Genomic DNA, 13,521 nt, shown 5'->3' on the forward strand with positions numbered 1-13,521 from the left:
ACTCTCAGATAAAAAAGATAACGAGGCCATGCTTCCGAGAGTACCAGCAGGGCCTGTGCAATATTACAGGCCAAGAATTAATCATAATTATAAAACATTAGAACAAAATACTCGCACAAAATAACAGAATCCGGCAGGTAACCACGTATACTGTAAGTGACAATAATAACAGAAACACGGCAGAGCTGCTTTATGCTGAATTTACACCTTCCTTTTAGTCTGAGAGCTGTTTCCATCAGCCTACAGGCCTGTCGGGTGATGGTTATAGCCATTCTTTTCCTTTTAACCACTCACATGGCTGCCTCCGGCAATGTCATTCCCGCCAAGCCGGAACCACCAAAGCATATCCTTTTGCTGAATTCCTATGATCAGACAATGAATTGGGTAAAAGACATTACCAGTGCTGTGGAAACATGCTTTGCAGATAAAAAACTAAATGTGATTCTCCATGTGGAAAACATGGACACAAAGCGGGTAACGTCACATAACTATTACGCATCACTGAAAAATTTACTCACTATTAAATATGCGGACCTGAAGTTTGCTGCTGTGATTACGTCCGATGACAATGCTTTTGAATTCGCATAGAAAAATCGTCCCGCCATGTGGCCTGAAAGCCCTATTATTTTTTGCGGCGTAAACAACTATCGCCCTCAGGATATGCAGACTGTCACAAATTATACAGGGGTAGTGGAAAGCCCCAGCCCCCTCACAACTGTGCAGACAATTTTAAAGCTCCAACCGGAGATTGAAGAAATATTTATCATTAACGACTACCTTACAACCGGCAGGGCATGGGTTTCGTTTATTGATAAAGAGCTGGAGCCACTTAAAGGCAAGGTACGATTTATCTGGAACGACAATCTTTCTCTTGATGAGCTACGAAAAAAAATCAGTACCATGCAGCCGAATCAGGCAGTTATGATCGGCGTGTATTTTTCCGATAAAGACGGAAAATTTTATACCTACGAGCGGATGGGGGAATTATTGACAGAAGTCAGCCCTGTGCCCGTCTACTCATTGCTTGAATTTTATGTAGGTCACGGAAGTGTCGGTGGTGATGTGATCAGCGGATTTGCCCAAGGCAAACAGGCCGCAGAACTTGCTAAGCGCATTATCACTGGAACGCCTGCTGACTCCATCCCTGTCATGCGCGCTGGCGCCAACCGTTATGTTTTTGATTGGAATGTACTGCAGAAGTTCGGATTAAAAGCCGACAGGCTACCTGCAGACACCGTTATGCTGAATAAGCCTCAGACATTTTATGCAAAACATAAATATCAAGTCTGGTTTGGTGCACTTGGTGTTGTTGCATTATTACTGCTTATCATACTGCAGCGCTGGCATATCGCACGCCAAAATATCATTCAGCTGGAGTTGAAAAAATCAAAAAACAAGTACCACCAGCTTGTTGAACATGCCAGAAGCATTATCATGCAAATAGATACCCATGGTGTAATCCAGTTTATGAACGAATACGGGCTTAGTTTTTTCGGTTGGAATGCAGATGAGCTGATCGGCAAAAATATGATAGGTACCATTATCACGAGAGAATACATGACGGAGCAAGAACTCCTTGGCATCATAGATGAAATTGAAAAGGCGCCTAATCAGACTCGAAGCAATGTACGTCCTGCCATCCGTCGTAGTGGCGAAGTTGTATGGATTGCATGGTCCAGTCAGGCTCTTTTTAATGACAAAGGCAAATTTGCAGGTCTGCTTTCCGTCGGCCAGGATGATACAGGCCGAAAGATAGCTCTGGATGAATTGGAACAGCTCAACCTTGATCTGGAACAGCGGGTGCAAAGCAGGACAGCGGAATTACAGCTTTCCCTTGATGAACTGAAAGCAGCGCAGGCACAACTGGTGGAGTCTGAAAAAATGGCTTCTCTGGGCGGTCTGGTTGCCGGTGTTGCTCACGAAATAAACACACCTCTGGGGTTAGGCCTGACAAGCGTAAGCTACATGGAAGAGCAACTTGATATGCTCAATGAAAAGCTTCAGTCAAACACCATGAAAAAGTCTGACCTCACCCGCTTTTTCGATATCTCAAAGGAATCGATTACATCATCAATGATTAACCTGCGCCGTGCAGCAGAGCTTATCCAAAGTTTTAAGCAGGTTGCCGTCGATCAGACCACAGAACACCCCCGCAGGCTGAACCTGCGTGAATACCTTAATGAAGTTATGATGAGCCTGCGGTCCAGCTGGCGCCACACCTCACATACGGTTGCCGTTGTGGGCAGCCAGAGCGTGACAGTTTACTGTTATCCCGGCGCGGTTATGCAGGTTGTTTCCAATCTTGTTACCAACGCCCTTATCCACGGCCTGAGCGAAAGTGAAAGTGGTAATATAATAGTAAGTATCGAACAGGATGATACTGACGCAATTCTCATCGTCAAAGATGACGGAAAAGGAATGCCGCCGGAAGTACGCGACAGGGCTTTCGAGCCGTTCTTTTCTACCCGCAAGGGGCAGGGAGGAACCGGTCTTGGCCTGCACATTGTTTTTAATATTGTTTCACAAAAGTTGGGGGGTACTATTGAATGCATCAGCGAGCCGGGTAAAGGAACAACTTTTACTATTCGCTTCCCAAAGCAAATATAAGCTTTCCCTGCCATCTCTTTTTCGGGACTGCAAAACGATTGCAAAATTCAGACTGACACAAAAAAAGCGGCGTATACTCTATACGCCGCTTTTGCTTGCTTTCAGATAGTTATTCACCCTGCATTTCACTGATAAAATTATGTAGCTCAACGGGATGTTCCATTGTGCCGTTTACGGCAAGACGCAGTACAGAAGCTACAATATTCCCCCTCGGGGTAACCGTCTCTTCCATATAAATGGCAAACTCTCTGGGATTTTCGCTTTCCGGCTGGGTAAGCAGCATCCACCACCCTGCTCCATCCTGCTCCCACTGCTGGTTATAACGTTCCGGCGGAAAAAACGTCATCGCCAGCAACGCCTTCAGATCATTTGCGCTGAAACGGCCACGAGCCTTGCCTGCCACCCCAAGATATTCCCCGCGGGAAGACTGGAAAACCAGCGGCAAGGTTAAAATCCGACGCGGAGGATCAGCCTTGGGTACTGCTGCGGCATGGACTGCAGCATGGAGTCGTTCAGACTCTTCTGCTGCGGACATAGCCTCGGCATCAGGCTCTGAAACAGGTTCCTGCCCCATATGCTCTGTTTCACCAGAGTATAAAACGGATTCTATCTGTTCAGCTGGTGCTGATTTAATTTTTTCCACCTGTTGATGTAAACCGGTAACAGAATCTGCGATGGCTTCCATGGCTTGCTGCATCCGTTCAAAACGGCGCTCCCATGCAGGACCAAGTGTTGCTTCCATCGGCTTTAAATCAACTGGACCGGCAAGCCCCAGCTGGCCAAGCATAGTTTCAATGGTCTGCAGCCGCTTAAGAACAGTTGTCTGCTGCTGAGTAAGAGCAACCATGGACTTTGCAAGATTACTCATAGATGCGGAAAGATCCTGAGACAACTCCACACGAGCCGGCACTTCCACCACAGGCTCCTGCGGCTTTTCAGCAGGTTCCTCTTCTCCCGGAACACATTCTTCTATCCAGTCAAATTCCTGCGCCAGCCGGATGCGCACCTCTTCTACAGACATACCGAGATTGAACATATCGCGAATGCGTACGCACACATTTCCCGCTTCTGGGGTGAAGCGGATAGGCTTGCCCTTGCTGGCTACAGGAATGCAGCCCGGAAACTTTCTGCGATAGCTCTTGATTGTGGTTTCCGAAACACCCAGCATTGAAGAAAGCTCTTTATGAGTCAAATTTCGGTCAGTCATCGTCACCCCTTATTTTACTGGCATCTGGATAGGTCATAAAGTCATCGGTAAGCCAGCTTATACATGTCGTCAAGAGGATACAACAATAAGAAGGAATTAGCCTGCGATACCTCATATAGGCGATGTTCCCTTGACCAGATTTCTACATGGGTTTCTGTACCAAAGTCGGTCGAAGTCATTCCCCCTGATTATTCTAACTTACCTTAATTCCAACCGTCACATAACTCTGTTCATAACTTGTCACAGCCCTTGTCCCGAACAGGCTTCTTTCCATATTTCACCATCTGTTGACTATTCAGAAATGTTCTGAGCACATCACGCTTCAGGCTCATGCACCGTACTGGCTACTACCCAACCATGTTTATAACATTTGCAACAAGGCGCAGTTGCCTATCTGATTTTCATGCATCAGAGTGCCCTTGGCTTCCCTCTTCGGACTCATTGGGCAATGCCGGAGGTAGTGGCTGACATATCTGTCGGAGAAACAGACAAACTTAGGCACAATATTGTTCAAAACTTTATAATAATATGAATTTTATCAATAAAAAACCATCCCAGATACGCATAAATAAAACGCCCCGAAAGTACCTTCCGGGGCGTTATCTACAACATTTTTTCTTTATATTTTTATAAGGTAGATACGTTATCTACAGCATATGTCTGTAAAGCCAGCGTTCCGTCAAGGTACCCTTTGTAAGAAACAACAGCTGTTTTAAACTCATCCAAGCGAACCTTGGGAACAGGGGTAGCGCGGGGGTTTGTAACGGTCTTGGGATTCATATATTTCCCATACCGTTTGATACGGAAATCAAGATGAGGACCGGTCGCATAACCGGTAGCCCCCACGTATCCGATAATCTGCCCCTGAGCGACCTTCTGTCCGGAACGTATTCCGCGGGCATATCGCGACATGTGCAGATACGCGCTTTCATAACCGTTTTTATGCTGGATTTTTACATACTTTCCGGCAGCCTTGGTACGTGCGACAGCAACAACGGTTCCGCTGCCGATTGCTTTAATCGGGGTGCCTGTGGGGGCGGCATAATCAATGCCATGATGCGGTCTTACAACATTCAGTACGGGGTGCAGCCGAGCAGTGCTGTAGCCGGAGGAAATACGGCGAAAATCAAGCGGAGCCTTAAGAAAAGCTTTTCTCAGACTGCCGCCCTCCGCTGTAAAGTATTCGGAGCGACCATCATCTTCCAGCAGAAATCCTTCGTAGGCATCCCCCTGATTGACGAAACGGGCAGCAAGAATACGTCCGTATCCTTTAAACTCCCCATCTCTATACCGTTTTTCCACAACAACGGTAAAAGAGTCTCCTACACGGATATCACGGATAAAATCCACTTCCCACATAAAAATGTCAGCAAGGCGATACGCTAATGCAGCACCTTCACCGGCGGTATCAATAGCTGCAAACAGGTTCGAGTCAATTTTCCCCTCAACCCTGTCCAGTTGAATATCGTAATGGATAGGATCAACGGCCACAGTAAACATGTCGCCATCTCTGACGACATTAAGCGTACTGTTATCATCTATTTCATAACTGAAGGACTGCAACTGGTCTTCAAGACAGGTTACAGTCCACGGCTGTCCGGCCCTGATACGAGAGAGTTTGAATACCTCGTTACAGGCTTGCGCCAGCTGATGCACCTCTGCCGAAGAAAGCCATTCACCAAGAATGGTCGATACGGTATCCCCCGACTGTATGGTTCCGTTTATTGTTTGCGGCACGGGAATCGGCGGCAGTTCCGGTTGGGCTACATCCTCAGCCAGAGCCTGTTCCTGAACGGTTTCCGCCACTGTAGGTATATCATCCGCTGTGTCATCCCGCAGCCAGAAAACCGTAACAATGATCAAGCATGCAAGGAGCCCCCCGCATGCAGCAACCAGCCGTTTAGTGCCATTTTTATTACGTCTTCTGTTTTTAACTTTTCCTGCCCGCATTATTCCTTTCCACACGGTAGCCGTGATTTTTTTGTGGTTACCTCCACCTGAGTGCGGCGTTTACCCTACAAAACCACACTATACAAGCCTAGGGACAATACGAGAAATTGTCTAGACTTTTTCCACAACTATCACGCTACTTTCCCCAACCCGCTTACCGCACCGTGAAAGCTTGTTAAAAACCCTATAATCTGATATGTTTCTAAGGTTGGATGGTACTGTTCCGGCAAGCTGTCTTTTTTACGTATTCATGCTGCCTGCATCTATATCGAAACATTTACATTTGATAATAAACTCGTGCTAAAAAAAGCCCTGCGCCAACATTTCAGGCAGTCCTGCACAGAACAGGACCTGCACCAATGGTTTGATCCTCTGGAAATACTTCTTGCCGATGAAAAAAGGCTTGAGGTGCGTTTTCCACATCCTTTTTTTGCGCAGTGGTTTTCCATACAGGTACAGGACCGCTTTGAGGCCGAACTTAACCTGTACATGGGCGACGGCTATACAGTGGATTACAGTATCCGGTGCGGGCGTATGGCACCTACATCTCCGACTCCGCCTCCGGCGATCTCAAAAAAGCTTACAGCTCCATATGGACGCGAATATACTTTTGAGACGTTCATATCCAACAAACGAAATTTTTTTCCTGTGGCATCTGCCAGAGAAGTGGCCAGACGGGACGAAGAAATCCGGTACAACCCTTTTGTCATCTGCGGACCTGCCGGCAGCGGCAAAACCCATCTGCTGCGGGCCATAGCCAACGACTTGAGCAAGACTGTAGATAAAAAATACATTTATCTCGGAACAGTAGATGATTTAGGAACATTAGCAACAAGCAGTCTGCCGTTGTCAACACGCAAGGCACTTGAGAACTGCCGTTACCTGCTTATCGACGACCTTCATCGCCTGCGCGAACTCCCTCAGATGCAGGAAGAACTGACATCACTGTTCAACAGCTTTTATGACAGTCGCAAACAGATGGTGTTTACCTGTCCAGGCAAGCTGGCAGAACTGGATTTCATGGATGCAGGCCTGCGTTCACGGCTGGAATGGGGATTGATTGTAACGCTAAAATCGCCGGACCTGGAAGTTCTGGTAAAGTTCATCCAGCGGCAGTGCAAATTGTATAAGCTGCAACTGAATAAAGAACACATTTTCACGCTGGCCCAGCGCTTTCGTGACTTCAGGCACCTGCAGGGTGTTCTTAACCGGCTTACCGCGTACCGCGATCTTGTGAACAGAGCCATAAGTGACAGTGATTTTGAACAGGTTCTCAGCCACACGGAGGCACGTGCAGGCCGTCCCCTGAGCGCAGACCGGATACTCGCGTTGTGCGCAGGACATTTTTCCTTACCTGTAAAGGATATAACGGGCGATAAGCGCCACCAGAAAGTTGTTCTCGCCAGGCAGATTGCCATGTTCCTCTGCCGTGAACTTATGGGAAGCTCTTACCCCGCTCTGGGAAGGATTTTTGGCGGAAAGGATCATTCTACGGCAATGTATGCTGTTAAAAAGATTCAGAAAATGATAGATAGTGACAGAACGACCAAGCAACTGGTGACAGACCTGAAGAAACAGTGTCTATCTGGCAGTGAATAGTGCCGACACCAAGGTAAGATGTACAAAGGGTTCGTAACCATTCACAAAACGGGCACCTTAAATAACTATATTAAACAAGTAGTTACGCCGGATAGCAACAAACGAACCGTGCCTACTACATAATACAAAAGGGAGAATACCTTATGTATTTAAAAGTTTTCAAAGAAGACGTGATTGACGGACTTCAGAAAGCAGCCAACATCATTCCTGCCAAAACAGGAGCCGCATACCTGCGCTCCATCTGGCTGAAAGCAGAAGCCGGAATGGTACACGTTCTTTCCACAGACTCGAACATCGAGTTTCGCGGATCGTACAATGCAGAGATTACCGAAGAGGGTCTTGCAGGTGTACAGGGTCGTGCGTTCGTGGATCTTATCCGCAAGCTGCCTGCAGGTGAGATCACTCTGCGCATTGATAAGGAAACAGCATCACTGAGCATTGAACAGGGACGCCGTAAATATAAGCTGCCCACCAATGACTCCACCTGGTTCCAGAATTTTTCCGATTATCCGGAAGAAGGTACGGTTTTCTGGTCCGGTGATTTCATTCAGGAACTCATCGACAAGCTCTCTTTCTGCATCAGTGATGAAGACTCGATGGAAGCCATCGCCTGCATGAGCATCAAGCCCAAGGAAGACAACACCATCGAAGCCTGCGGGCTTAACGGCCATCAGTTCTCCATGCAGCGTTTTCTCAATGACGATCTGCATGCACTTTTGCCCGCAGAAGGTATTCTGGTGCAGAAGAAGTACCTCATGGAACTGAAAAAGTGGCTGGGCACCGATGAGGTGGAGCTGAATATCGACAATAAGCGTCTGTTCTTCCGTGCCGGTGACAAACGTGAAACATTCAGCCTGCCGTTGTCTTATTACCAGTACCCCGACTACACGAGCTTTGTTTCCAAACTGAGCACTCCTGAAGCCGGTTCACTGGAAGTAGGCCGCAAAGACATGATGGCAGCGCTTGACCGCCTGCTCATTTTTAATACCGACAACAACCGCTGCACTTATTTTGACCTTGAGAGCAGCGAAATTTCCCTGACCTCTCAGGGGCAGGAAGTAGGTTCTGCGGTCGAGTCTCTGGAAGCCACCTTCGGCGGCGACCTGAAGCGTATCGCATTCCCCACGCGTAACCTGATCGAAATTATGAACCACTATCAGTCCGATGCGCTTAAGTTTACGCTGACAGGCGCAGAAGGCCCCTGCGGTCTGACCGGCACCAATGACCCAGACTATCTGGTCATCGTCATGCCTATGAAGATCGTGGAAGAGACGTACTACAGCGAGGAAGAAGTCTAATATGACCAACGAGACGCGACAGCAGAGCTACGACGCGGCAAACATTACCGTTCTGGAAGGTTTGTCCGCAGTTCGCATGCGTCCTGCCATGTACATTGGCAGCACGGATATTCGCGGCCTGCATCATCTGGTGTACGAGGTTGTGGATAACTCCATTGACGAAGCCATGGCCGGCTATTGTTCGAAGATTACAATCAAGCTGCACATCGACAACAGCGTGACGGTTATCGATAACGGCCGCGGCATTCCTGTGGACATTCACCCGAAGGAAGGCAGGCCCGCTGTTGAAGTTGTCATGACCGTGCTGCATGCAGGCGGCAAGTTTGACAATGACTCCTACAAGGTTTCCGGCGGCCTGCATGGCGTTGGTGTTTCGTGCGTAAACGCGCTGTCAGAATACCTTGAGGTGACAGTACGTCGTGACGGTTACAAGTATCATCATCGTTTTGAGCGGGGCGTGCCCGTAAAGGAACTGGAAAAACAGGGTGAAACCGACCTTCGGGGTACGACCATCCGTTTCCGTCCCGACGAAGAAATCTTCGAGACAAACCAGTTTTCTTTCGAGCTCCTCAAAAAACGCTTTGAGGAGCTCGCGTACCTCAATCCCGGGCTCGAGGTCGAGTTTATCGATGAACGCAGCGGAGAGTCCGCTTCCTTTCGTTTTGAAGGGGGGATCAGGGAGTTTGTAAGGAACCTGAACTCCGGTGAAGGCGGCATTCATCCCATCATCTTCTCTTCCGGCGAATCGGATAACGTGATGGTGGATTTCGCTTTGCAGTACAATGCAGGGTACAAAGAAAACATGCTCACCTTTGCCAACAACATCCGCACAAAGGAAGGCGGTACCCACCTTGCAGGGTTCAAGACGGCGCTTACCCGCGCTATCAACACCTACATTCAGGGTTCCGATCTGCCTAAAAAGCTTAAGGTCAAACTTTCGGGCGACGATGTGCGCGAAGGTCTGACCGGTGTTGTCAGCGTCAAACTACCCAACCCGCAGTTTGAAGGTCAGACCAAGACAAAGCTGGGTAACAGTGAAGTTGTAGGGATCGTTTCCGGTCTGGTATACGAAAACCTGACCACCTACTTCGGCGAAAATCCCAAAGACGCAAAGCTGATCATCGAAAAGGCCGTTGATGCGGCCCGTGCCCGTGATGCTGCGCGCAAGGCGAAAGATCTGGTGCGCCGCAAAGGAGCACTGTCTGACAACTCGCTGCCCGGTAAGCTGGCTGACTGTCAGAGCAAGGACCCTTCCGAGTCCGAACTCTTCATCGTGGAAGGTGACTCTGCAGGCGGTTCGGCTAAACAGGGCCGTAATCCTGCAACTCAGGCCATTCTGCCGCTGCGAGGCAAAATCCTGAACGTAGAGAAAACCCGTTTCGACAAGATGCTGGCCAACAAGGAAGTCAAAGCGCTGATTACCGCCATGGGTGCAGGCATCGGTGAAGATGACGTGGATTACGACAAGCTGCGTTACCACAAAGTCGTCATCATGACTGACGCGGACGTTGACGGCGCGCACATCCGTACGTTGCTGCTTACGTTCTTCTATCGCCAGTACCCCGAGCTGATCGACCGCGGACATCTGTACATCGCGCAGCCTCCGTTGTTCCGCGTGTACAACAGCAGGTTCGAAAAGTTCATCAAGGACGAAGCGGAGCTTAACTCGTACCTTATGGAACGCGTGGCGAAAGACCTTGTGATCGAAGCCGGCAACGGTATGGAGTTCCGCGAGACTCAGATTCTTGATCTGCTCAAGGCTATCCGGTCTGTCATGGCCAAGATTGCCGATGTGGAGAATGTGGGTATCGGCAGAAATCTGTTCCTTGCATTCCTTGATTACGAGACAAAGCTTACCCCAGAAGTGTTTGAAACACCTGATTTCATTAACGGTTTCGGTGAGTTTTTGAACAGCCGCGGGTATACCGTGCGTACCGATGTTGATGATTCCGGCTTTGAGCGCCGTGTGTATCTGGAATTTGAAGATACCAACGGTCACAAAACCCGCATCGGGAACGAGTTTTTCAACTCGAAGATGTACAAGCAGCCTTATGACTCCATGGCGGATATGCGGCGCATCTGCGGCGGCCTCAGCTTTGTGGTTGACCGTAAAGGCGAACGTGCCGAAGTGGCAGACATCTTCCTGCTGGTAGAACATGTGCTTCAGGAAGCACGCAAGGGCATCAACATCCAGCGTTATAAAGGCCTGGGTGAAATGGATGCCGAGCAGCTGTGGGTGACCACCATGAATCCTGAAAACCGCATCATGCTTCAGGTAAAGGTGGAAGATGGCGAAGAAGCCAACGAGATTTTTGAACAGCTCATGGGCGACAGGGTTGAACCGCGCCGCGATTTCATCGTGCGTAACGCCCTGACCGTGCAGGATCTGGATATTTAACCTTCGCAAGAGGCGTCAGACGTGTCCAATCTGGTTACCATTGAAGAAGAGCTCAAGAAATCTTATCTTGAATACTCGCTAAGTGTTATTATCGGCCGCGCCATCCCTGATGTGCGCGATGGCCTGAAGCCCGTGCACCGGCGCATCATGTATGCCCAGCACGAGCTGGGGAACGGTTACACCCGCCCGCCCAAAAAATCGGCCCGTGTGGTCGGTGACGTCATCGGTAAATACCACCCGCATGGCGACTCTGCCGTATACGATGCTCTTGTCCGTATGGCGCAGGACTTCTCCATGCGTGATCCGCTGGTTACCGGTCAGGGGAACTTCGGTTCCATCGACGGCGACTCCGCAGCGGCAATGCGTTATACCGAAGTACGTATGTCGCGCCTTGCATCGGAATTCCTTGCCGATATCGACAAGGAGACCGTGGAGTTTCGGCCCAACTACGACAACACTCTGCTTGAGCCTGCGGTGTTGCCCACCAAGGTGCCCAACCTGCTGCTGAACGGTTCTTCCGGTATCGCGGTTGGTATGGCTACCAACATTCCGCCGCATAACCTAGGCGAGCTGGTGGACGGTCTGCTGCTGGAACTGGACAACCCTGAATGCACGGTTGCCGATCTTGCGCAGCTGGTCAAAGGGCCTGACTTCCCGACATACGGTTTCTGTTACGCGGGCAAAGGTCTGCGTGAAGCATATGAAACAGGACGCGGTACTGTAAAAATCCGCGGCCGTGTGGAAGTGGAAGAGCGTAAAAAAGGCTTCCAGTCCATCGTTATCCGCGAAATTCCCTATGCGCTGAATAAATCTTCGCTGGTGGAAAAAATCGCGGCACTTGCCAACGACCGTAAGATTGAGGGCATTACAGATCTGCGTGACGAATCCGACAGACGCGGTATCCGTGTGGTTGTAGACCTTAAGCGCGGCACCATTCCCGAAATCGTCATCAATCAGCTGTACAAATATACCCAGCTTGAAACCTCTTTCGGCATCAACATGCTGGCTGTTGTGGGTAACCGCCCGCAGTTGCTTACGCTGAAAAAGGTGTTCGAATACTTCCTGCAGCATCGCCGTGAAGTCATCATCCGCAGAACGAACTACGATCTGCGCAAGGCCGAAGCCCGTGCTCATATTCTGGAAGGTCTGCGGATTGCGCTGGATAACATCGATGAAGTTGTCGAGCTTATCCGCGCATCCAAGACTCCACCGGAAGCTAAAGAACGCCTGATGATCCGCTTCTCGCTGTCCGAACTGCAGGCACAGGCCATTCTGGATATGCGTCTGCAGCGTCTGACAAACCTTGAGCATGAAAAGCTGATTGAGGAATACCGCGAGCTGCTGAAGAAAATTGAATACTTCCGCTCTATTCTGGAAAACGATGATGTGCTGCGCGGCGTTATCCGCGATGAGCTGAATGAACTCAAGACAACCTATGCCACGCCTCGTCGTACCGAACTCCTTGAAGATGAGCTGGAAGGTATCGACATCGAAGACCTTATCCCCGACGAAGACGTGGTTATCACTCTTTCGCGTCGCGGGTATATCAAGCGTACTTCGCTGGACAGCTACCAGCAGCAGCGGCGCGGCGGTAAAGGTATTGCAGGTGTGCATACCGGTGACGGCGACTTTGTGCAGGACTTTCTGGTGACAACAAACCACCAGTACCTGCTGCTCTTTACCAACAAGGGCCGTATGTTCCAGTTGAAAGTGCATCAGGTACCCGAAGGCAGCCGTACTGCCAAAGGTATGCACATCAACAACCTGCTGCCCATGGAAGAGAATGAATGGGTCAATACTGCGCTTACCATCCGCGAATTTACGGAAGACAAGTACTTCCTGTTCGCCACCCGCAAGGGCATGGTCAAGCGTTCCAGCGCTTCGCTGTACGCCAGGTGCCGCAGAACAGGTCTGATTGCCGTTGGTCTGCGTGAAGATGACGAACTCATCATGGTGCGCGAAGTGGATGACAACTGCGAAGTTGTGCTGACCACCCAGAAAGGTATCGCAATCCGCTTCGGATGCAGCGAAGTACGTGCCATGGGCCGTTCCGCTACCGGTGTCAAGGGCATCGCACTGCGTCAGGACGACAGTGTTGTTGCTTGCGTTACTGTGGGAAGCAACACTGTTGCAGAAATTATGACTGTTTCTGTAAATGGTTACGGCAAGCGTACGCTGATTGATAAATATCGTATCCAGAGCCGTGGTGGTAAGGGCGTAATCAACTTCAAGGTTACCCCGAAAACCGGCGACGTACTGGGTGCCATGACGGTTATTGCAAATGACCAGCTTATTCTACTGACTTCCATAAATAAAATTATCCGTATGGGTATCAAGGAAATCCGCAGTGTCGGCCGTGCAACACAGGGCGTACGCCTTGTATGGCTTGACGAAGGCGATCAGGTTGTGGGCTTTGACCGCGTGTCTGAGCAGGAACAGGTTTCGGCTGAAGAGGAATAGGC

8 protein-coding genes are annotated in these 13,521 nt (G+C 49.6%); 6 read left to right on the forward strand and 2 right to left on the reverse strand.

Features of this window, described 5'->3' with window-relative positions; translation table 11 throughout:
• The first annotated feature begins 192 nt into the window (after positions 1-192).
• Together ACK5LI_RS12465 and ACK5LI_RS12470 are read left to right on the forward strand one after the other, a co-directional pair.
• Positions 193-588, forward strand: a complete 396-nt coding sequence (locus tag ACK5LI_RS12465) for a hypothetical protein (protein ID WP_416949808.1) — start codon at positions 193-195, stop codon at positions 586-588.
• A gap of 15 nt (positions 589-603) precedes the next feature.
• A complete protein-coding gene (locus tag ACK5LI_RS12470; RefSeq protein WP_416949810.1) occupies positions 604-2,607 on the forward strand; it encodes an ATP-binding protein in 2,004 nt (667 codons plus the stop codon).
• A gap of 109 nt (positions 2,608-2,716) precedes the next feature.
• On the opposite strand, the gene ACK5LI_RS12475 is transcribed toward ACK5LI_RS12470, so the two are convergent.
• Together ACK5LI_RS12475 and ACK5LI_RS12480 are read right to left on the reverse strand one after the other, a co-directional pair.
• Entirely contained in the window at positions 2,717-3,814 is a 1,098-nt protein-coding gene (locus ACK5LI_RS12475; protein ID WP_416949812.1) for a MerR family transcriptional regulator, read from the reverse strand.
• 627 nt (positions 3,815-4,441) lie between these two features.
• Positions 4,442-5,677 carry a M23 family metallopeptidase gene (locus ACK5LI_RS12480; protein WP_416949814.1) on the reverse strand — a complete coding sequence of 412 codons (1,236 nt, stop codon included), beginning with the start codon at positions 5,675-5,677 and terminating at the stop codon, positions 4,442-4,444.
• Between the two features lie 384 nt (positions 5,678-6,061).
• On the opposite strand from ACK5LI_RS12480, the gene ACK5LI_RS12485 reads away from it, so the two are divergent.
• The 4 genes from ACK5LI_RS12485 (at position 6,062) to gyrA (ending at position 13,519) form a co-directional block, all read left to right on the forward strand.
• A complete protein-coding gene (locus tag ACK5LI_RS12485; protein ID WP_416949816.1) occupies positions 6,062-7,363 on the forward strand; it encodes a DnaA ATPase domain-containing protein in 1,302 nt (433 codons plus the stop codon).
• 143 nt (positions 7,364-7,506) lie between these two features.
• Positions 7,507-8,661 carry a DNA polymerase III subunit beta gene (dnaN, locus tag ACK5LI_RS12490; RefSeq protein ID WP_416949818.1) on the forward strand — a complete coding sequence of 385 codons (1,155 nt, stop codon included), beginning with the start codon at positions 7,507-7,509 and terminating at the stop codon, positions 8,659-8,661.
• A gap of 1 nt (position 8,662) precedes the next feature.
• Positions 8,663-11,059: a DNA topoisomerase (ATP-hydrolyzing) subunit B gene (gene gyrB / locus ACK5LI_RS12495; RefSeq protein WP_416949820.1), complete on the forward strand. Its 2,397-nt coding sequence runs from the start codon at positions 8,663-8,665 to the stop codon at positions 11,057-11,059.
• A 21-nt stretch (positions 11,060-11,080) separates the two neighbouring features.
• On the forward strand, positions 11,081-13,519 hold the full coding sequence (gene gyrA, locus ACK5LI_RS12500) for a DNA gyrase subunit A (protein ID WP_416949822.1): 2,439 nt from the start codon (positions 11,081-11,083) through the stop codon (positions 13,517-13,519).
• Positions 13,520-13,521: the final 2 nt, after the last annotated feature.

This window comes from Oleidesulfovibrio sp. (assembly GCF_047973035.1).
Taxonomy (GTDB): domain Bacteria; phylum Desulfobacterota; class Desulfovibrionia; order Desulfovibrionales; family Desulfovibrionaceae; genus Oleidesulfovibrio.

Coding starts and splice junctions, on each gene's coding strand:
- gyrB (WP_416949820.1), top strand. CDS start 8,663: ATGACCAACGAGACGCGACAGCAGAGCTACGACGCGGCAAACATTACC.
- ACK5LI_RS12475 (WP_416949812.1), bottom strand. CDS start 3,814: ATGACTGACCGAAATTTGACTCATAAAGAGCTTTCTTCAATGCTGGGT.
- ACK5LI_RS12465 (WP_416949808.1), top strand. CDS start 193: ATGCTGAATTTACACCTTCCTTTTAGTCTGAGAGCTGTTTCCATCAGC.
- ACK5LI_RS12470 (WP_416949810.1), top strand. CDS start 604: ATGTGGCCTGAAAGCCCTATTATTTTTTGCGGCGTAAACAACTATCGC.
- dnaN (WP_416949818.1), top strand. CDS start 7,507: ATGTATTTAAAAGTTTTCAAAGAAGACGTGATTGACGGACTTCAGAAA.